This window comes from Dickeya sp. NCPPB 3274 (genome assembly GCF_000406205.1).
In the GTDB taxonomy this organism is placed as follows: domain Bacteria; phylum Pseudomonadota; class Gammaproteobacteria; order Enterobacterales; family Enterobacteriaceae; genus Dickeya; species Dickeya fangzhongdai.
In genome coordinates, this window is record NZ_CM001979.1 from 4,863,112 (window position 1) to 4,883,497 (window position 20,386).

The following is a 20,386-nucleotide window of genomic DNA, read 5'->3' on the forward strand; positions in this document are numbered from 1 at the left end:
AAACTGCAATCCGGTACTGTTGGCCACCTGACTTCCTCCTTATTCCCTGTCTGCGTCCGCACTCAGCGATGACCCCTTTCATCGCTCAGGGCAGGCTGAAAACGACAACACCCGGACTGGAGTCCGGGTGACGGCGTGATTACGCTTCGATCGGCGCGCGCCAGTCGTCAGAGCCGGAAGTCCCGGCCACGGTGTGCTCCCAGTCCACCTTGCGGTAGGCCAGTGACACTTCAATCAGCTGGGTGTAGTCCTGCTTGGACGGGTCCTGGCAATGCGGCATCTGGTTGTTGATGTCGACGATGGTGGCGTCGGTCAGGGTGGTGGTGAAGAAATGCTCCTGCTTGCCTTCCACGGACGTGCGGAACCACTTCAGGGTCACGGTCGGCAGCATTTCACCGGAAGCCAGCGCGTTATACAGCAGCGGCACGGCCTTGTTCAGGGCCACGGTGAATTTGAACGGTTTGTGCACACGCTGGCCTGAAGGCTGGCCGGACTGCGGGTCGGTCGGCACGGTAACGATGTGTTTGAATTCCTGTACCAGCATCTCGTCTTCGTGGCCCTGCACGTAGATGTTGCCGACGGAGTCGGAAGTGAAGGCACCGGCAGTGATATTGCCCTGAGTTTTACCTTCGATGCTGATATAGCATGGAGTTGGCATAGTCTTGCTCCTTGTTGTTGAACATGTGTTTGACTTCACCGTTCGTAGAGCAATGACTATGCCAACTTTTACTTCATTGTTTTAAAAGGGAAAATCCGAACCACCGTTTTCCCTAAGTCAAATTTGAGCAAAAAATTGCGCAGACTTCCCGAATCGTTTGCAAACATTGCGCAAACAGGGATTTATGCTGATAGTTGAGCAAAAAGTTGCGCAGATTGCGCGATTGTTCTGAATCCGTGCTCCTGTTGATAAATAAAGCGACATAAAGCGTGAATCAAATCACATTTTGACTTTAGGTTGCGCCGACGAGCAAATCTCAGGCGGCATCGCCGCGCTGCTACCCATCATACGGAACATCTGCCCGGCCGACCCATCACCTCACACAACCGTGCGGTATACGGTCGATTTCCACTACCTATTTGGTATAGCATCAATAAAAAGTTGTCACACCGCTTCACCGATAAGCAGATGTGCCGTCACTGATGCAGAGGATGTACCGTGGCCTTCTCCGATCCTAACGATATTCCACAACCCCTACCCCGTAAGGCGCCCATCTCCGGTATGGCGTTGCTGGTCGCCAGCGCTTTTTTTATGGAATTCCTCGACGGGACGGTCATCGCCACCGCCTTACCGGAGATGGCGAAAGCTTTTGGCGTTCCGGCTATCGATCTCAACATCGGGATCAGCGCCTATCTGCTGACGCTGGCGGTCCTGATCCCGGCCAGCGGCTGGATTGCCGAGCGCTTCGGCGCCAGAAACGTCTTTAGCCTGGCGCTGCTGATTTTTAGCGTATCGTCGCTGTTCTGCGGACTGACGCAGACGGTCACACAGTTCGTTTTGATGCGTATTGTGCAAGGCATCGGCGGCGCCATGATGGTGCCGGTAGGCCGGCTGGCGGTTCTGCGCAATACGCCTAAAGATCAATTGATCAAGGCCATCGCCACCCTGACCTGGCCCGCGCTGGTGGCGCCGATTCTGGGGCCGCCGCTGGGGGGCTTCATTACTACCTATGCCAGTTGGCACTGGATCTTCTTCCTCAACGTTCCATTGGGCGCAATCGCGATCGCACTGTCGTTCTGGCTGATGCCCAATCAAACACCGGATGAGAAACAACCTTTTGATCTTATGGGTTTTCTTTCTATGGGCGCCGCCATGCTGTGTCTGGTCGCCGGCCTGGAAATGTTCAGCCAGCAGAATCTGGATTCAACGCACGCGCTGATCCTGATGGGAGCGGGCCTGCTGGCGCTGTGGTGGGCGGTACGGCATCTGCGGCGGGCTGCCGCCCCGCTGATCCGGTTGACGTCACTGAATGTGCCGACCTTTCGCATCACCATGCGCGGCGGGTTTATCCTGCGCGCCACCATCAGCTCCGCGCCGTTCATGCTGCCGCTGATGTTTCAGGTGGGATTCGGACTGGACGCCTTTCACGCCGGGACGCTGGTGCTGGCCGTCTTTGCCGGCAATCTGGCGATGAAACCGGCCACTACGCCCCTGATGCGTCGTTTCGGCTTCAAAAAACTGCTGATGGTTAACGGCATACTGTGCGTATTGTCGTTGCTGCTTTGTGCCGCTCTGACCCCCACCACGCCGCAGATTCTCACGTTATTGCTGCTGTTCTGGGGCGGACTCAGCCGTTCGATGCAATTTACCGGCATCAGTTCGCTGGCATTCGCGGATGTTCCGGCGCAGGAAATGAGTTCGGCCAACACGCTGTTCAGCACCTCGCTTCAATTGGCGAACGGTCTGGGCGTTACGCTGGGCGCGCTCAGTATTCGCGCCGGCGGCTGGATTACAGATGCCATCGGCATACCGCCGGCGGCAGGCATCGACTTCCGGTTAGGGTTCGTGATCATCGCGCTGATCACCGCGCTGGCGCTGTGGGATATCGCCCGTCTGGCGCCCAACGCCGGCAGTAACGTATCCCGGAAAGCGAAATAGCCTTTTAAAAAACAATAATATAAAAAAAGAGCCTCCATCTGGAGGCTCTCTGTTTACGGGCAATATCCACGCGCTGATTTATTGCAGCCGACTTACTGCAGCACGGAGATATCCGCGACTTTCAGGAACAGGTTGCGCAGTTCGTTGAGCAGCGTCAGGCGATTGATACGCACCTGCTGGTCCTCGGCGTTCACCATCACCTTATCGAAGAAGTTGTCCACCGGCTCGCGCAGTTGCGCCAGCTCGCCCAGCGCTTCCTGATAACGGCCTTCGGCAAACCACGGCGCCAGCTTGCTGGTCAGCGCGGTGACATAGGTCGCCAGCTGGATTTCTTCGTTCTCTTTCAGCAACGCCGCCTGCACGCTGTCGTTCAGCGTTTCGGTGGATTTAGCCAGAATGTTGGACACGCGCTTGTTGGCGGCGGCCAACGCTTCGGCTTGCTCCAGCGTGCGGAAATGGCTCACCGCTTTCACCCGGGCGTCGAAATCCGCCGGGCGAGTCGGACGGCGCGCCAGCACCGCCTGAATGGTATCCACGCTGTGACCCTCTTCCTGATACCAGGCGCGGAAGCGGCCCAGCATGAACTCGATCACATCGTCCACCACGTTGGCGTTCCCTGCATTGATAGCACTCAGCTTGTCGCCGTACAGGCGCACCGCTTCTTCGGTCAGGGTTTGCAGATCCAGCGGCAGGCGTTTTTCCACGATGATACGCAACGCGCCCAACGCGGCGCGGCGCAGCGCGAACGGGTCCTTATCGCCTTTCGGATGCTGGCCAATGCCGAAGATCCCCGCCAGGGTATCCATCTTATCGGCGATCGCCAGCGCGCAGGCTACCGGCGAAGACGGCAGCTCGTCACCGGCAAAGCGCGGCTGATACTGTTCGTTCAGCGCCACCGCCACGTCTTCGGCTTCACCGTCGTGACGGGCGTAGTGCATCCCCATCACGCCCTGAGTGTCGGTGAATTCGAACACCATGTTGGTCATCAGGTCGCACTTGGACAGCAGGCCCGCGCGCTCGGCATGATTCACATCGGCGCCGATCTGCCCGGCAACCCAGCCCGCCAGCGCCGCGATGCGGTCGGTCTTGTTGCGCAGCGTGCCCAACTGCTGCTGGAACAGCACGGTTTCCAGACGCGGCAGATGATCTTCGAGGCGTTTTTTACGGTCGGTATTGAAGAAGAATTCGGCGTCGGCCAGACGCGGACGCACCACCTTCTCGTTACCGGCGATGATCTGCTGCGGGTCTTTGGACTCGATGTTGGCGACAAAGATGAAGTTCGGCAGCAGCTTGCCGCTGTTGTCGTAAACCGGGAAGTATTTCTGGTCGCCTTTCATGGTGTACACCAGCGCTTCCGCCGGCACCGCCAGGAATTTCTCTTCGAACTTCGCGGTCAGCACCACCGGCCATTCCACCAGCGAGGTGACTTCTTCCAGCAGGCTGTCGCTCAGATCGGCGTTACCGCCAATTTTACGGGCGGCCTCTTCGGCATCCGCTTTGATTTTGGCTTTACGCGCCTCGTAGTCGGCAAGCACCTTGCCGCGCTCCAGCAGAATCTGCGGATACTGGTCGGCGTTATCGATGGTGAATTCCGGCTCGCCCATAAAGCGGTGGCCGCGGATGGTGCGGGCGGAGTCGATGCCCAGCACGGTGCCGGGGACCAATTCGTCGCCCAGCAGCAGGGTTACGGTGTGCACCGGACGCACAAACTGGGTTTCTTTATCGCCCCAGTGCATCAATTTCGGGATCGGCAGCTTCGCCAGCGCGGTGCTGACCATGCCCGGCAGCAGCGTCTGCGCCGCTTCACCTTTCACCTGAGCGCGGAACAACAGCCACTCGCCCTTGTCGGTAGTCAGGCGTTCGGCCTGATCGACGGTGATGCCGCAGCCGCGCGCCCAGCCTTCGGCCGCTTTGGTCGGTTTGCCTTCGGCGTCAAACGCCTGCGCGATGGCCGGCCCGCGTTTTTCCACTTCACGATCCGGCTGAGAAGCGCTCAGACCGGCTACTTTCAGCGCCAGACGGCGCGGTGCTGCAAACCAGTTGACCGACTGATAACCCAGCCCGGCCGTATCCAGTTCAGCGGTAAAATTAGCGGCAAAAGATTCCGCCAGATTGCGCAAAGCCTTCGGCGGCAGCTCTTCCGTGCCGATTTCCACCAGAAACGTCTTGTCTGTCATCGCTGCCTCTCAGCTCTCTTTTCGATTGCACATCGGGAAGCCCAGCGCCTCGCGGGAGGCGTAGTAGGCTTCCGCCACCGCTTTGGTCAGGGTACGGATCCGCAGGATGTAGCGCTGACGTTCGGTCACGGAAATGGCTTTGCGCGCGTCCAGCAGGTTGAAGCTGTGGGCGGCTTTCAGAATGCGCTCGTAGGCAGGCAGCGGCAGCGGTTTTTCCAGCGCCAGCAACTGCTGGGCTTCTTTTTCGTACTGCTCGAAGCAGGTAAACAGGAAATCCACGTCGGCGTATTCGAAGTTATAGGTGGACTGCTCCACTTCGTTCTGATGGAACACGTCGCCGTAGGTGGTTTTACCCAGCGGGCCGTCGCTCCACACCAGATCGTAGACGCTGTCCACGCCCTGAATGTACATCGCCAGACGTTCCAGACCGTAGGTGATCTCGCCGGTCACCGGCTTGCACTCCAGACCGCCCACCTGCTGGAAATAGGTGAACTGGGTTACTTCCATCCCGTTGAGCCATACTTCCCAGCCCAGACCCCAGGCGCCCAGCGTCGGGTTTTCCCAGTTATCTTCCACAAAACGGATGTCGTGAATGGTCGGGTCCAGACCCAGCTCTTTCAGCGAGCCGAGGTACAGCTCCTGAATGTTGTCCGGCGACGGCTTAATGATCACCTGAAACTGGTAATAGTGTTGCAGACGGTTGGGGTTCTCACCGTAGCGGCCGTCGGTAGGACGGCGGGACGGCTGCACATAGGCGGCGGCGATCGGCTCCGGGCCGAGCGCGCGCAGGCAGGTCATAGGGTGAGAAGTGCCGGCGCCGACTTCCATGTCCAGCGGTTGGACGATGGTGCAGCCTTGACGCGCCCAGTAATCCTGTAACGTCAGGATCAGGCCCTGAAAGGTCTTGGTATCAAACTTTTGCATGTTGGATTCGCACGCGATACAAGTGGTTTTTACAATGAAGGCGCCAGTATACCCTCTGAGTGCAAGATATACAGCCAGAATGCGGCAACAACTTGGGCCGCATTGCTCTGTAGCCGGCTTTTCCTTCCGGTTCCCGCGGCAATCAGCCCGCGAACACGGTCTGCAGCATTTTCAGGCTCAGCAGCAGCAATAACCCGGCGAACGCCTTTTTCAGCGTGGCGACCGGCAACCGGTGCGCCAGACGCGCGCCCACCGGCGCGGTGAAGAAACTGACCACGGAGATCAGCACCACCGCCGGCAGCGAGACATAACCCACGCTGAACGCGGGCAAGCCGGTAGCCGACCAGCCGTTGATCACGTATCCCAGCGCGCCGGACAAGGCAATCGGCAAGCCCACCGCCGCCGATGTGCCGATAGCCTGCTGGATGCGCACGTTGCACCAGGTCAGAAACGGCACGGTGAGCGACCCGCCGCCGATGGCGACCAGCGCGGAAATACCGCCGATGGTCAGCCCGGCCAGCGACATGCCCGGCACGCCCGGCAACTGCCGATGAGGTTTGGGCTTGATGTTCAGCACCATCTGTAACGAGACATAAGCCATGAAGCAGGAAAAGAAAATCGCCAGCGCGCGGGTCGGCAACAGCGCCACCAGCCAGGTGGCGGCGAAAGTCCCCACCAGAATCGCCGGCGTGATGCGCCACACCACCGGCCACAGCACCGCCTGATGTTGATGATGAGTACGCAGACTGGAGATAGCGGTAATCACAATCGCCGCCATCGACGTGCCCAGCGCCAGATGTACCAAATGCGACGTTTCCACACCCTGCGCGGCAAACAGCGCCGTCAGCACCGGCACCATGATGCCGCCCCCGCCAATGCCCAGTAATCCAGCCATAAAACCCACCACGGCGCCCAGCGCCAGATAGGCCAGCACCCACTCAATCCCCATTATTGTCCCCTGTCGCTTATACTCTGTTATTTCCGGCGTCATGCCTCACACGGCCCCTATCTGCGCAGGGTTGCATCGCACCGCGCTTAGGCTGATGATCGCCATGCTACGCGGGTGATGCGCTGAAACCGGCCATCATCAATACCAACAATGCCGGTGAATCTCAACCGGGGAGCAAGGAGAAGAGGATGACGCGCTGTGGTTGGGTCACGCAGGACACGTTGTACCTGGATTATCATGACAACGAGTGGGGGAAACCCTGTACCGACGGCCGGGAACTGTTTGAACTGTTGTGTCTTGAGGGCCAGCAGGCCGGGCTATCGTGGATAACCGTGCTCAAAAAACGGGAGCACTACCGCCGCTGCTTCCACGGATTTGATCCCCATCGCGTCGCCGCCATGACCGACGACGACGTGAATCGGCTGGTGCTGGACGCCGGCATCATCCGCCACCGCGGCAAAATTGAAGCCATCATCCGCAATGCCCGCGCCTGGCTGGCGATGCAACAGCAAGGGGAAGACTTCGCTGCTTTTATCTGGTCCTTCGTCGACCACCAACCGGTTGTCAACCGACACGCCTCGCTGGCCGACGTGCCCGCGAAGACAACGGTGTCGGACGCGATGTCCAAGGCGCTGAAAAAACGCGGCTTTACCTTTATCGGCTCAACCATCTGCTACGCCTTTATGCAGGCCGCCGGACTGGTGAACGACCATACCACCGAATGCTTTTGTCATCCGGAGGCGTCGTGATCCGACCCTATCGGCCGCAGGATCTGGATCCGCTGGTACGGTTATGGCTGGAAAGCACTACCCGAGCGCACCCGTTTATCTCGCCGCGCTATTGGCTGGAAAGCGAGGAGCTGGTGCGCGGACACTATATCCCCCACTCGCAGACCTGGATTTATGAGGACGAACAGGGCATCGGCGGTTTTATCAGCGTGATGGATCAGCGTTTTATCGGCGCGCTGTTTGTCCATCACAACCTGTACGGCCAGGGGGCGGGCGCAGCGCTGATGCAGCATATCCAACACCGCTTTCCCATGCTCAGCCTGGAAGTGTATCAGCAGAACCACCGCGCCTGCGCCTTTTACCGCAAACAGGGGTTTATTACCGTGCAGGAAAATTACCAGCACGAAACCCGCTCGCGCCTGTTGATCATGCACTGGCAGGATCAGGAGCTGCTCGCCTCCGTCATGTCCTGAATCAGGTTGGTGCAGCCGAAGGACGTCCCGCTACGGTTGCATTACCGCCATGAAATGATACTTTATAACATACCAAATCATGCCGCTGGCGTGAGTGTGGCTGCCAATTATTTCATCTTTTTTGTAACACCGCTGATTTCAGCCAATACCAGGGTTTTTAGCGGGAGCGCGCCTTCAGGCACATTAGAAGGCGCGCCGCCCGACTAGCGTCTGACTTGCAGTCTCCCGCCATGTCGACCATCATGCCTGAAGCAGCCTGTTCAGAACCCGCATTCTCTGGGCCGATTGATGCCTTACGGGTCGGGCGGCGCTTTCCCCAACAGAACAAATCGCTTCGCATCCGGTCGTTGCGCGTGAATGGAGCGCGGATGATAAGCATATATAACTGTTTACCATCGCATTTTATTGAATCCTCCAATCGTTTTTGGGCGATGGCACGGCAAAGACCGGGCATCAATATGCGAAGCTAACAGAGAACCCTTTTTTAAAAGACCGCTTTTAAATACAACCGTCGTTTTAATCAGACAATCGCCTATCAGCCGGAGTGAACTGATGAAACCTGAAGTGATCCTCTACAGAAGTATCCCTGACGCCCTGCGCGCTCGCCTTGAGCAATACGCCACCGTGCATGAATTCAACGGGCTGCCGCCGGTCGATCACCCCGTACTGGAGCGGGTGGAGGGGCTAATCGGCTCCAGCGCCACGGTTAGCCGGGAATTTCTCTCCCATTTACCGCGCCTGCGCGCCGTCTCAACCATCTCTGTCGGCTACGACAATATCGATCTCGCCACCCTGAACGACAAAGGGGCGCTGTTGATGCACACGCCGACCGCCCTGACGGAAACAGTGGCGGATGCGGTGCTGACGCTGATGCTGGTGACCGCCCGCCGTGGGCTGGAAGTGGCAGAGCGGGTTAAGGCCGGGGAGTGGAAAGCCAGTGTCGATAAAGACTGGTTTGGCATTGACGTGCACCACAAAACCATCGGTATTCTGGGTATGGGCCGCATCGGTCTGGCGGTGGCGCAGCGCGCGCATCTGGGCTTCGGCATGCCGGTGCTGTACCACGCCCGCCGTCATCATCAGGAAGCGGAAACCCGCTTCAACGCCGGTTACCGCGATCTGGACGGCTTGCTGGCAGAGTCGGATTTTCTGTGCATTACCCTGCCGCTGACCCCGCAGACCCATCATCTGATCGGCCGTGAGCAGTTGAAGAAAATGAAGTCCAGCGCGATTGTGATCAACATCGGCCGCGGCCCGGTTATCGACGAAGCGGCGTTAATTGACGCGCTGACTGACGGCACCCTTTACGCCGCCGGTCTGGATGTGTTCGAGCAGGAACCGCTGCCGGTAGACTCGCCGCTGCTGAAGTTGCCCAACGTGGTCGCGCTGCCGCATATCGGCTCCGCTACCCATGAAACCCGCTACAACATGTCGGCCTGCGCGGTAGATAACCTGATCGCCGCACTGAGCGGCAACGTCAAAGAGAACTGCGTCAATCCGGACGTGCTGAAGTAATTCAGCACGTTACCTCCGTTTTATATTCAATATTCCGCCCTCCTGATCTCAGGAAGGCGGAATAACAGCATGAATCCTGACCTTAACCTACGGTAAACGCGATTACTCCACCGCAATCGGTTTTTCGGTCAGCGTTGTGGCGCGATCGCCCTGAATCGCTTTCACTTTCTGCTCGGTTTGTTGTACCGCCGTCGGGCTGCTCAGCAGGCTGTAGGTCAGCTCAAACGTGGTGCTCTGGCCGGGTTGCAGCTTCTTCACCCTTCCCTGCTGGCGTTCGATGGTGACCGGGTAGGCGTAATTGGTACCGGGCTCGATACCGGTGACGTAGCCCTGTTTCAGGGTGTCGGTGTTTTTCCACAGCGTCAGCAGCGGCAACTGATGGGTATCAAAGGCGATGGACACCCCTTTGTCGCCGGCGCGATTCACCAGCGCGGCCAGTGTTTTACCTTCTTTATCCGCGTACGGCGTCATGTTAAACACCATTTCGTCGAAGTCTTTAGTCGGCCCTTTATACGTCTGCCAGCTTTTCAGGCCCGCTTTGGCGTAGTCGTTAAACGGCGAAATCTCCTTCACCGGCGCCAGGAAACGCGCGCCTTCTTCCAGAATCGGCGTACCGAAATTGCTGTGGTAGATGATCTGATAATCGCGGGCGTAATCCGACTTGTTGGTCAGCACATCGTGTACGGTAAAGGACTCGCTACCCGGCACGTAACGCAGTTCGGTCCAGGTTTCGAGATTGGATTTCTTGAAGCTGTTTTCCTTCAGCAAACCGCGCACGGTAATGGTGTAAGGCGCCTTGTCGCTGACGTCCACGATCACTTTCGACGCCGGCGTATTACCGGCACGACCGTGCAGGGTGTAAATCATGCCGTCGCTGGTGACCGGATGGCCGGTCCACTCATAGCCGCAGCGCACCATCATCTCATTGAAACCTTCCAGCCAGCCCAGCCCGTTGCGGCTTTCAAGCGTGATGGTATTCGGGTTCACCACCTCATCCACCGGCGAATCCCAGCCCAGCCGGATATTTTTGCCGGTGACATGCAGCAAATCCATGCCGCGAGTCGGACTGAGGGTGATTTGCAGCCCGTTCGGGCTGGTGATGGTGAGAATTTTGCTGCCTTCCTGACGTCCGCCGTGCAGCACTTTCTGCTCGATGCTGAAGCGCTGATCCTTGATCTTCAGCGCGTCGCTGCCGATCTGCCAATTTCCTTTCTCGGTGCTGCTTTCAACGTCCGTCAGCACAAAGGTCTGAGCCGATGCCTGCCAGGAAACCAGCGCCAGAGCGATACTTATTGCCAGTACATTTTTCATCCCATTCGTCCTTCTAGCTGAATTGATTAAGCCTGCGGAGCTAAAAGACTACAAATCCGGCTGACGGGAGAATGTGATTGCTATCACCAGATAACCAACTGCTCTTTTTTCGCGATAAATTTGGATTATTCATCACAGTTTTAATAAGCATGGTTAATAATTTTGCAGAAAAAACGTGAGGGAAATCAGACAAAAGCTGACGCGCGTTCAGCTTTTGGCGCCATGTGGGTGGGTTGCGCTGAAGCAGACAGCAACCACATCAGTTAACTATTTCGCCATAACAAAAATAGACAGCATAAAGAGTGGAGAAGGATTTTCCGTCACGATTGCACCTGCCCGACACGCGCGCTAAGGTGTCGGTTTACCTGTGTTTTACCCTTTATTGACAAACTATGAACTTTTCCCGTTTCGGCAACAAATTTACCCGCCACGCCGGCATTACCCAACTGATGGACGACCTGAACGACGGGCTGCGTACCCCCGGCGCCATCATGCTGGGCGGCGGTAATCCGGCCCATATCCCGGCGATGGACGATTATTTTCAGCAGTTGTGCCGCGACCTGCTGGATCAAGGAAAACTGACCGATGCTCTGTGCAACTACGACGGTCCGCAAGGCAAGGATGTGCTACTGCATTCGCTCTCCGGCCTGCTGCGCGAACAGCTGGGCTGGGAGATTGGACCACAGAATATTGCACTGACCAACGGCAGCCAGAGCGCGTTTTTCTACCTGTTCAACCTGTTTGCCGGCCGCACCGACGACGATCAGCGCCGCCGGGTGCTGTTCCCGCTGGCGCCGGAATACATCGGTTACGCCGATTCCGGGCTGGATGAAGACATGTTCGTTTCCATTCGCCCGCAGATTGAGCTATTGCCCGAAGGGCAATTCAAATACCACGTCGACTTCGACCAGCTGCGCATTACCGACGACACCGGCATGATTTGCGTCTCGCGGCCCACCAACCCCACCGGCAACGTGCTGACCGACGAAGAGTTGCAGCATCTGGATGCGCTGGCCCGCGAACATCAGATCCCGCTGGTGATCGACAACGCCTACGGCGTGCCGTTCCCCGGCATTATTTTCAGCGACGCCACGCCGTTGTGGAACCCGAACACCATCCTGTGCATGAGCCTGTCGAAACTCGGTCTGCCCGGTTCGCGCTGCGGCATCGTGATCGGTTCGGAGCAGGTGATCGAAGCGCTCGGCAACATGAACGGCATCGTCAGCCTGGCGCCCGGCTCCATCGGCCCGGCGCTGGCTCACGAGATGATTCAGCGCGGCGACCTGCTGCGGCTCTCCAACGATGTGGTGCGGCCGTTTTACCGCCAGCGGGTGGAACAGACTATCGCCATCATTCGTCGCTATCTGTCGCCGGAAGTGTGCCTGATCCACAAACCGGAAGGGGCGATTTTCCTGTGGCTGTGGTTCAAAGACCTGCCGATCACCACCGAAGTGCTGTACCAGCGGCTGAAACAACGCGGCGTGCTGATGGTGCCGGGCCACTACTTCTTCCCCGGTCTGGAGCAGGAATGGCCGCACGCCCACCAGTGCCTGCGCATGAACTATGTGCCGGAGCCGGAAAAAATCGAGCAGGGCGTCGCCATTCTGGCCGAAGAGGTAGAGCGGGCGCGAAAAGAAGCCGGCATCTGATATCTGAACATTCCGTACACAAAAAAGCCGCCCGAAGGCGGCTTGTGCAGGCATGAAGACCGATTATCAGTTGTAGATTTCCGCTACGCCGCGCAGCTGGTTATCGTTGCCGGTTGCGGAGATGATGCGGAATGATTTGGCGCCGGCGGCATTGGCTTTTTCAGACAGGCTGGCCTGCAGGCTGTCCAGCGTACCGGCGGTGGCGCTCACGGTGCCAACAGACTGGCTGCCAGCGTGCTGTACTTCGGTCGCTGCGAAAAGTGCCGAAAGAAATGGTAGCCAGAGCGATAACTGCAACAACTATTTTTGATGGTTTTCATGGTCAATATCCTTCACTTTGAATTCGGTTAATGCTCTTAACTGGAGGCGTTCTCGCCTTCGATGAAAGTGATAATAGACCTGTTGCCGTTACGTTAAAACCGGGTTTATTTGCAAATATCATTCAAATTTTATGAAATAAAAATCCCGCGATTTCGGCGAGTTCTCACCCACCGCCACTTACCCCAAAACCAGATATTCATTACCAGTATTGTACTTTGCGGTTTCACCATGCCTGTGGAAGTATCCCTTTCGTATGACAGCCTTTTTCCAGCCCTGACACCACCTGCACAGCGGCTGATATAACTCTGATAACTAAAAGGAAAAAACCATGTCTGGTTTCTTGAACGCTCGACAGAAGCGGGGGATTGGTCTGCTTGTTTCATTAGCGCTGCTGGGGAATGGCGCTCAGGCGCTGGCCGCCGACGCTTCGCCCAAAACCGGCGGTACGTTGATCTATCTGGAGCAACAGCCACACACCAATTTGTATCCGCCCGCTGGCGGTTTTTACCCCAACGGCGGCATCCTCAACCAAATTACCGACAAGCTGACCTACCAGAACCCGGAAACGCTGGACATCGAGCCCTGGATCGCCGAATCCTGGACAATCAACGCCGACAGCACCGAATACACGTTCAAACTGCGCCCCGGCGTCACCTTCTCTGACGGCACGCCGCTGGATGCCAACGCCGTCGCCAAAAATTTCGACACCTACGGGCTGGGCAACAAAGAACTGAACCAACCGGTATCCGAGGTGATCAACAACTACCAACGCAGTGAAGTGATCGACCCGCTGACGGTGAAGTTCTACTTCAAAAAACCGTCGCCCGGCTTCCTGCAAGGCACCGCCGCCATCGGCTCCGGGCTGGTGTCGCTGAGCACGCTGGCGCGCAACTTCAACCAGTTGGGCGATGCTACCCGCATCATCGGCTCCGGTCCGTTTGTGGTCAGCAGCGAGAAACCGGGGCGCGAGCTGAAACTGGCGGCGCGCAAGGATTACAACTGGGCGCCGGTGAAATTCGCCCATCAGGGCCGCCCCTATCTGGACGGTATTACCTATCTGGTGACGCCGGAAGACAGCGTGCGCATCGGCGCGCTGGTGTCCGGTCAGGCGGATTTCATCCGCCAGATTCAGGCCTATGACGAAAAACGGGTGCAGAGCGAAGGCATCCGGATTTACGCCGCCCCTACCCGCGGGGTGAATAACAGCGTCAACTTCCGTCCCGATAACCCGCTGGTGGCGGATATCCGCGTACGTCAGGCGCTCCGTTACGCTACCAACCCGAAAGAAATCATCCAGACGCTCTACTCCGATAACTACCCGCAGGCCACCTCGGTGCTGGCGAAAACCGCCGCTGGTTACGTCAACCTGTCCGATAAGCTGACGTTCGACCCGACCGCCGCCGCCCGCCTGCTGGACGATGCGGGCTGGAAAGCAGGCGCGCAGGGCATCCGCCAGAAAGACGGCCAGCCGCTAGCGCTGACCGCTTACGAATCGCCGCCGCAGCCGCAAAACAAAGAGATGCTGCAGCTGGTGGCGCAGCAGTGGGCCAAAGTGGGCGTGAAGCTGAACGTGCTGGCGGGCGACGCGGGCACCAAAACCGTCGACAGCCTCGACCCGCTGAAAACCGGCGTATCGCCGGGCATGGTGGGACGCGCCGACCCGGATGTGCTGAAAAGCCAGTATTACCCGACGCTGCGCAACGTGCTGCTGCAAAAAGGCGGCGCCAGCGACAAGGTGAAAACCTTTGAAGACACACGCCTCAACACGCTGCTGGACGGCATCGCTTCCGCTACCGATCGCGGCAAACGGCTGGCGCTGGTGGGCGAGGTGCAGAACTACCTGATCGATCAGGCGTATGTGATTCCGATTTTTGAAGAACCGCAGGTGTTCGCCGGGCGCGCCGCCACCAAAGGAATCGGCTTCGAAGCCGTGGGCCGTCCCAGTTTCTACAACACCTGGCTGGACAAGTAACCGGCGAACCGGCGACGGAGGGCAAAACGTGCGGATAACCTATCTGGCGACACGCCTCGGACAGGCGCTGCTGGTGCTGTGGGCGGCATTTACCCTGTCGTTCATTCTGCTGCAGGCGCTGCCGGGCGACGCGGTACTGATCAAATTCATGAGTCCGGAACTGGGGCTCAGCGCCGGCCAGATCGCCGAATTGCGGCTGGCCTACGGCGCCGATGTGCCGCTGCTGACTCAGTACACCGCGTCGCTGTCGCGCCTGCTGCACGGCGATTTCGGGCTGTCGCTACAGGCCGGCTTGCCGGTCAGCGACTTGCTGGCGACTAACCTGCCGCCAACGTTGCTGCTGGCGGTGCTGGGGTTTGGCGTGGCGTTGCTGCTGGCGTTCGCGCTGGCGTTTCTCTCGGCGCTGACGTCGTTCGCCTGGCTGCGCCAGCTGTTTCAGTCGGTGCCGTCGCTGCTGATTTCCATTCCCACCTTCTGGCTCGGCATCGTGCTGATTCAGGTATTTTCCTTCCGGCTGGGGTGGATTTCGGTGATCAACCCCGGTGAGTGGGAAGGGCTGATTCTGCCGGTGCTGACGCTCTCGGTGCCGATTGCCGCCCCCATCGCCCAGGTGCTGATGCGTAGCATCGATCAGGTACTGGCGCAGCCGTTCGTGGCGGTAGCGCGCGCCAAAGGCCTGAGCCGCCGCGGCGTGCTGTGGCGCCACGTGGCGCGCAACGCGATGCTGCCGGCGCTGACGTTGGCGGGCCTGTTGCTGGGCGAGCTGATCGCCGGCGCGCTGATTACCGAAACCGTGTTCGGTCGCAGCGGGCTGGGCCAGTTGACGCAGGAAGCGGTCAACACTCAGGACGCCAGCGTATTGCAGGCCATCGTACTGGTTTCCGCGACGGCGTTCGTGGCGGTCAACCTGCTGGTCGACCTGCTCTACCCGTTGCTTGATCCGCGTCTGAAAACCGCCCCGGAGGTGTGATATGGCGAGTATTCAACTGGAAAAAATCGCGTTTCCGCTGCTGCGCAAGACGCCCCGCTTACGCCGTTATGCCGCGCAACCCAGCCTGGTGCTCGCCTGGCTGGTGCTGTTGACGGTAGCGCTATGGGCGCTGTTCCCCGGCCTGTTTACCCATGCTTCGCCGATTGAAGGCGTGCCGGGCGCGCAACGGCTGGCGCCGGGCGGCGACTACCTGCTCGGCACCGACCAACTCGGTCGCGACCTCTACACCCGCATCGTCTACGGTTCGGTGCATTCGCTGTCCGGCGCGGTGATCGCCGTGTCACTGGGTCTGGTGCTCGGCAGCCTGCTGGGGCTGCTGGCGGGCGCGGTCGGCGGTCGGCTGGATACGCTGGTGATGCGTACCGTCGATGTGCTGCTGGCGATCCCCGGCCTGTTGCTGGCGTTGAGCGTCATCATCCTGCTGGGGTTCGGCAATCTGAACGCCGCTATCGCGGTGGGCGTAACCTCGGTGGCGAATTTCACCCGACTGGTGCGCGCTGAAGTGCTGCGCGTACGCCGCAGCGATTACGTTGAAGCGGCGTTTGGCAGCGGCGGTACCTTTTGGGGCGTGCTGTGGCGCCATATTCTGCCCAACTCGCTCACCAGCGTGCTGGCGTTTTCCGCGTTGCAGTTCGGCAGCGCGATTCTGGCGCTCGCCACCCTGAGTTTCCTCGGCTACGGCGCGCCGCCGCCGACGCCGGAATGGGGGCTGTTGATCGCCGAGGGCCGCAACTATCTGGCCACCGCCTGGTGGCTGACTACCTTCCCCGGCCTGCTGGTGGTCGCCGTGGTGCTGGCGACCAACCGCATCAGCCAGTCGATCCGGAGGCCGACGCGATGAGCCTGACGCTGAGTTTGCAAAGCAGCACGACAACGCCGGTGCTGGAACTGGAAGACGTCGCCATCGCCTACCGCGGCGACGACGGCGAACGCACGGTGGTGGAAGGCGTATCCTTCGTCATCCAGCCCGGCGAAGTGGTGGCGCTGGTGGGCGAATCCGGCTCCGGTAAAACCACCACCGCGCAGGCGGTGATCGGTCTGCTGGCGGATAACGGCCGTCTGGCGCGCGGCGCTATTCGCCTTAACGGCGCCGATATCAGCCGCTGGTCGCAACAACGGCTGGACAGCATTCGCGGCAGCGTGGTCAGCCTGGTGCCGCAGGACCCCGGCAGCTCGCTCAACCCGGTGAAAACCATCGGCGAGCAGGTGGATGAAATTCTGCGGCTGCACCAGAACAGCGATCGCCATAGCCTGCGCCGACAAACGCTGGCATTGCTGACGCGCGTCGGGCTGACAGAGCCGGAACTGCGCGCCAGCCAGTTCCCGCACGAGCTATCCGGCGGCATGAAACAACGGGTGCTGATTGCTATCGCCATCGCGCTGAAACCGGCGCTGATCATCGCCGACGAGCCCACCAGCGCGCTGGACGTCACGGTGCAAAAACGCATTCTCGATTTACTGGACGAACTGCGCCGGGAAAACGGCACCGCCATTCTGTTCGTCACCCACGATCTGGGGGTGGCCGCCGAACGCGCCGACCGGTTGCTGGTGTTCCAGAAAGGCTACATCCAGGAACAGGGACCAACCCGGCAGGTGCTGAGCGCGCCGCAAAGCCAGTACGCCCGCACCCTACTGGCTAACATCCCGTCGCTGGCGCCGGCCCGTCGACCATCACGCGCCGCCGTTCACCCCGCCGCATCCGCTCAAGCGATTTCCAGTCAACCAATTGTGCAGGTGGAGCAACTGGTGCAGGAGTTCCCGCTGGCGGGCAACCGGAAAGCGCCGTTCCGGGCGGTGGACGGGGTGTCGTTCAGCGTAGCGCCCGGCACCACCCACGCCATTGTCGGCGAGTCCGGCTCCGGCAAAACCACCACCGCGCGCATGATTCTTGGCTTCCAGCGTCCGACCGCCGGCCGCATCCTGATCGACGGCACCGACATCACCCGGCTGCGCGGCGAAGCGCTGCGCCAGTTCCGCCAAACCATCCAACTGGTTTATCAGAATCCGTTTAGCTCGCTCGACCCGTCGCAACGGCTGTTCGACATCGTGGAAGAGCCGCTGCGCAATTTCAATCGTTACTCCCGGCCAGAGCGGGCCAACCGGGTGCATGAGATGTTCGAGCGGGTGGCGCTGCCCGCTTCGCTGCTGCAACGCCGCCCGCTTGAACTGTCCGGCGGCCAGCGTCAGCGGGTCGCCATCGCCCGCGCGCTGGTGCTGGAACCGAAAGTACTGGTGCTGGACGAAGCCGTCTCGGCGCTGGATGTCACGGTGCAGGCGCAAATCCTACGCTTGCTGGAAGAGTTACAGGCCTCGCTGGGGCTGACCTATCTGTTTATTTCCCACGATCTCGCCGTGGTGCGACAGATAGCCGATACCGTTTCCGTGCTGTACCACGGCAAACAGGTGGAATCCGGGCCGGTAGAGCAGATTTTTGCCCAGCCGGCCGAGCGCTATACCCGGGAACTGATCGACGCGATCCCCGGCCAGCGCCATGTCTCTTAAGGGACACAGCCTAAACCAAGGATTTAATCATGACTCAAAAACGTCTGGGGTTTTTCACCCGGCTGCTGGATGACGCGCCCGCCGGGCAGCGTTACCGGCTGGCCGCCGAGCAAATCATCAAAGCCGAGCAACTGGGCTTCGACAGCGCCTGGGTGGCGCAACATCACTTTCACGCCGACGAAGGCGGCCTGCCGTCGCCGCTGGTGTTTCTGGCGCAGGTCGCCGCACAAACTCGCCGCATCCGCCTCGGTACCGGGGTGATCACGCTGCCGATGGAGCAGCCGCTGCGGGTGGCGGAAGATACCGCGGTGCTTGACCTGCTCAGCAACGGCCGGTTGGAAGTGGGCATCGGTTCCGGCGGCACGCCGTCATCGTTCGCCGCCTTCGGCCACAACAGCGAGCAGCGCGGCGAGATTCTGGGTCGCTATCTGGCGCAGGTGCGCGCCGCCTGGGCAGGGGAACCGCTGAGCGCCGACGGCAACCAGCTTTACCCGGCCGCGCCGCACCTTAACCGCCGCGTGTGGCAGGCGACGTTCTCGGTGGAAGGTGCCATCCGCGCCGGTCAGGCGGGCGACGGGCTGATGCTGTCCCGTACCCAGCCGCGCCCGGACGGTTTTCCCGACGCCACGCTGGCCGACCTGCAAAATCCGATGATCGACGCCTATCTGGAGGCGCTGCCATCCGGCGTTACGCCGCGCATCATGGGTTCGCGCAGCGTATTTGTGGCCGACGACCGGGCGCTGGCGCTGCAACTGGCGCAAACCGGGCTGCAACGCTCCGCCGCCCGGCTGGCCCAGTTGGGCCGCCCGGCCCGCAACGGTTCGGTGGAAGAGCTGATCGCCTCGTTCGACAGCCATGTCGGCACGCCGGAAGACGTCATCGCCTCGCTGCAAGCCGACAGTTCGCTGGCGCGAACCACCGATCTGGCGTTTCAGGTACATTCCATCGACCCGCCGCACGCCCATATTCTGCGTTCGCTGGAGCTGATCGCTACCCGAGTCGCACCCGCGCTGGGCTGGTCGCCCGCTAAAGACAAACAAACCAGCCCGGCCGGGCAGGAGGTCGCATGACGCACTCAACATCCGACATTTTAGATACGCTGGCGGAGATCGCCCCGGATTCGCCGCTGGCGCAGGCCAGAGCGACGCGCGATGCCGCGACCCGGCATACGCAGGGCAGCTATGACGCGCTGTTCAGCCAGACGGCGGGCAATGCTCTGCCGCTGGCGCTGCGTTTTTTCATCGCCGAAAAAGTCAGCGGCTGGCATCAGAACACGCGGTTACAGCACTTTTACGCCCAACGGCTGGCGGATTTTCCAGCCCCGACGCCCGGTGCGGCACTGGACCGGGCGCTGGAACATGCCGAGCGGCTGGCGTTCCAGCCCATCGCCGCGCAACCGCAATCATTGCAGGCGCTGCAACAGGACGGCTGGACGGTGGATGATATCGTCACCCTGTCGCAACTGGTGGCGTTTGTCAGTTTTCAAAGCCGATTGCTGCACGGTTACCGGCTGCTGGCCGGTCATGCCGGAGAGTCGTCGCCCGCTGCGCCCGCGGCCGTCGCCGGGCGCTGGCACACCCAGCCGCTGACCCACAGCGGCAAAACCGCCCCGGATGCGTTTACGCAAGGCGAACTGGGCTGGGAGCCGTGGGTTCCGGCCAAACCGCTGGCGGAATTCACCGCCGACGAACAGGCGATTCTGGCGCGCTTCGGCCATACCGATTCCGACTACTTCCGCCTGCTGGGCCGCAACCTGCCGGTGCTGGAACAACGCACCCTCACCGACAAAGGCATCTTCTATACGTCCGGCGGCCTGCCGCGCAAAGACCGGGAGCTGGCGGCCGCGGTAGTCAGCAAGGTCAACGGCTGTATTTATTGCGCCTCGGTGCACGCCCGTAAAGCCAGCCAGCTGTCGAAACAGGACGATGCGGTACAGCGCCTGCTCGATGTGCCGCCGGGCGGCGATCTCGCCGCCGGACAGGACGCGCGCTGGCAGGCGATCATCACCTTTGCCGCCCGGCTGTCCACCACGCCGTCGCAGACCAACGCGCAGGATCTGGCGCGCCTGCGCGAACAGGGGTTGGACACGCTGGAGATTCTCGACCTGATTCAGTCCACCGCTTTCTTCGCCTGGGCCAACCGGCTGATGCTGACGCTGGGCGAACCGTTCTGGCCGCCGGGTAGATAGATATCCACATCGAAATGCAGGGTATTTTTCGGCCGCAGGAGAACGATCGTCAGGTGGTGGCACTGATCAGCTATGCCGAGGCGTAGACAT

The 20,386-nt window shown here is 60.1% G+C and carries 16 protein-coding genes and 1 pseudogene; 11 read left to right on the forward strand and 6 right to left on the reverse strand.

Annotated elements, in window-relative coordinates; genetic code table 11:
- Positions 1–139: 139 nt before the first annotated feature.
- Entirely contained in the window at positions 140–658 is a 519-nt protein-coding gene (locus DXX3274_RS21710; protein WP_042861646.1) for an Hcp family type VI secretion system effector, read from the reverse strand.
- A 561-nt stretch (positions 659–1,219) separates the two neighbouring features.
- On the opposite strand from DXX3274_RS21710, the gene DXX3274_RS21715 reads away from it, so the two are divergent.
- Positions 1,220–2,596 carry an MFS transporter gene (locus tag DXX3274_RS21715; RefSeq protein ID WP_084478841.1) on the forward strand — a complete coding sequence of 459 codons (1,377 nt, stop codon included), beginning with the start codon at positions 1,220–1,222 and terminating at the stop codon, positions 2,594–2,596.
- A 92-nt stretch (positions 2,597–2,688) separates the two neighbouring features.
- Here DXX3274_RS21715 and glyS read toward each other — a convergent pair whose 3' ends face one another.
- The 3 genes from glyS to DXX3274_RS21730 all read right to left on the reverse strand — a co-directional run bounded on the left by glyS (position 2,689) and on the right by DXX3274_RS21730 (position 6,646).
- Positions 2,689–4,773 (reverse strand): glycine--tRNA ligase subunit beta, encoded by a 2,085-nt coding sequence (gene glyS, locus DXX3274_RS21720; protein ID WP_042861648.1) that lies wholly within the window; start codon positions 4,771–4,773, stop codon positions 2,689–2,691.
- A 9-nt stretch (positions 4,774–4,782) separates the two neighbouring features.
- On the reverse strand, positions 4,783–5,697 hold the full coding sequence (glyQ, locus tag DXX3274_RS21725) for a glycine--tRNA ligase subunit alpha (protein WP_042861650.1): 915 nt from the start codon (positions 5,695–5,697) through the stop codon (positions 4,783–4,785).
- Between the two features lie 142 nt (positions 5,698–5,839).
- Positions 5,840–6,646, reverse strand: a complete 807-nt coding sequence (locus DXX3274_RS21730) for a sulfite exporter TauE/SafE family protein (protein WP_042861653.1) — start codon at positions 6,644–6,646, stop codon at positions 5,840–5,842.
- Positions 6,647–6,834: 188 nt separating this feature from the next.
- Between DXX3274_RS21730 and DXX3274_RS21735 the strand changes: the two genes are divergently transcribed.
- The 3 genes from DXX3274_RS21735 to ghrB all read left to right on the forward strand — a co-directional run bounded on the left by DXX3274_RS21735 (position 6,835) and on the right by ghrB (position 9,362).
- Positions 6,835–7,395: a DNA-3-methyladenine glycosylase I gene (locus DXX3274_RS21735; protein ID WP_042861655.1), complete on the forward strand. Its 561-nt coding sequence runs from the start codon at positions 6,835–6,837 to the stop codon at positions 7,393–7,395.
- A complete protein-coding gene (locus tag DXX3274_RS21740) occupies positions 7,392–7,847 on the forward strand; it encodes an N-acetyltransferase (RefSeq protein WP_042861657.1) in 456 nt (151 codons plus the stop codon). The genes DXX3274_RS21735 and DXX3274_RS21740 overlap by 4 nt, the downstream gene beginning before the upstream one ends.
- A 552-nt stretch (positions 7,848–8,399) precedes the next feature.
- Positions 8,400–9,362 carry a glyoxylate/hydroxypyruvate reductase GhrB gene (gene ghrB, locus DXX3274_RS21750; protein ID WP_042861661.1) on the forward strand — a complete coding sequence of 321 codons (963 nt, stop codon included), beginning with the start codon at positions 8,400–8,402 and terminating at the stop codon, positions 9,360–9,362.
- Positions 9,363–9,464: 102 nt separating this feature from the next.
- Here ghrB and DXX3274_RS21755 read toward each other — a convergent pair whose 3' ends face one another.
- A complete protein-coding gene (locus tag DXX3274_RS21755) occupies positions 9,465–10,673 on the reverse strand; it encodes an aldose 1-epimerase family protein (RefSeq protein ID WP_042861663.1) in 1,209 nt (402 codons plus the stop codon).
- A gap of 392 nt (positions 10,674–11,065) precedes the next feature.
- Between DXX3274_RS21755 and DXX3274_RS21760 the strand changes: the two genes are divergently transcribed.
- Positions 11,066–12,322, forward strand: coding sequence for a valine--pyruvate transaminase (locus DXX3274_RS21760; RefSeq protein WP_042861665.1), 1,257 nt, complete (start codon positions 11,066–11,068; stop codon positions 12,320–12,322).
- 66 nt (positions 12,323–12,388) lie between these two features.
- Here DXX3274_RS21760 and DXX3274_RS21765 read toward each other — a convergent pair.
- Positions 12,389–12,626: pseudogene (locus DXX3274_RS21765) on the reverse strand (DUF1471 domain-containing protein).
- Between the two features lie 345 nt (positions 12,627–12,971).
- On the opposite strand from DXX3274_RS21765, the gene DXX3274_RS21770 reads away from it, so the two are divergent.
- The 6 genes from DXX3274_RS21770 to DXX3274_RS21795 are packed head-to-tail and all read left to right on the forward strand — an operon-like array spanning position 12,972 to position 20,296.
- Entirely contained in the window at positions 12,972–14,615 is a 1,644-nt protein-coding gene (locus DXX3274_RS21770) for a TIGR04028 family ABC transporter substrate-binding protein (protein WP_042861668.1), read from the forward strand.
- A gap of 28 nt (positions 14,616–14,643) precedes the next feature.
- Positions 14,644–15,585 (forward strand): ABC transporter permease, encoded by a 942-nt coding sequence (locus DXX3274_RS21775; protein WP_042861669.1) that lies wholly within the window; start codon positions 14,644–14,646, stop codon positions 15,583–15,585.
- A gap of 1 nt (position 15,586) precedes the next feature.
- Positions 15,587–16,447 (forward strand): ABC transporter permease, encoded by an 861-nt coding sequence (locus DXX3274_RS21780; RefSeq protein WP_042861671.1) that lies wholly within the window; start codon positions 15,587–15,589, stop codon positions 16,445–16,447.
- Entirely contained in the window at positions 16,444–18,108 is a 1,665-nt protein-coding gene (locus tag DXX3274_RS21785) for an ABC transporter ATP-binding protein (RefSeq protein WP_042861674.1), read from the forward strand. Before DXX3274_RS21780 ends, DXX3274_RS21785 begins: the two co-directional genes overlap by 4 nt.
- A 29-nt stretch (positions 18,109–18,137) precedes the next feature.
- The gene (locus DXX3274_RS21790; protein WP_042861676.1) at positions 18,138–19,178 is read left to right on the forward strand and encodes a putative FMN-dependent luciferase-like monooxygenase; all 1,041 of its coding nucleotides are present in this window, start codon (positions 18,138–18,140) and stop codon (positions 19,176–19,178) included.
- Positions 19,175–20,296, forward strand: a complete 1,122-nt coding sequence (locus DXX3274_RS21795) for an alkylhydroperoxidase domain protein (protein ID WP_042861678.1) — start codon at positions 19,175–19,177, stop codon at positions 20,294–20,296. The genes DXX3274_RS21790 and DXX3274_RS21795 overlap by 4 nt, the downstream gene beginning before the upstream one ends.
- The last annotated feature ends 90 nt before the right edge of the window (positions 20,297–20,386 follow it).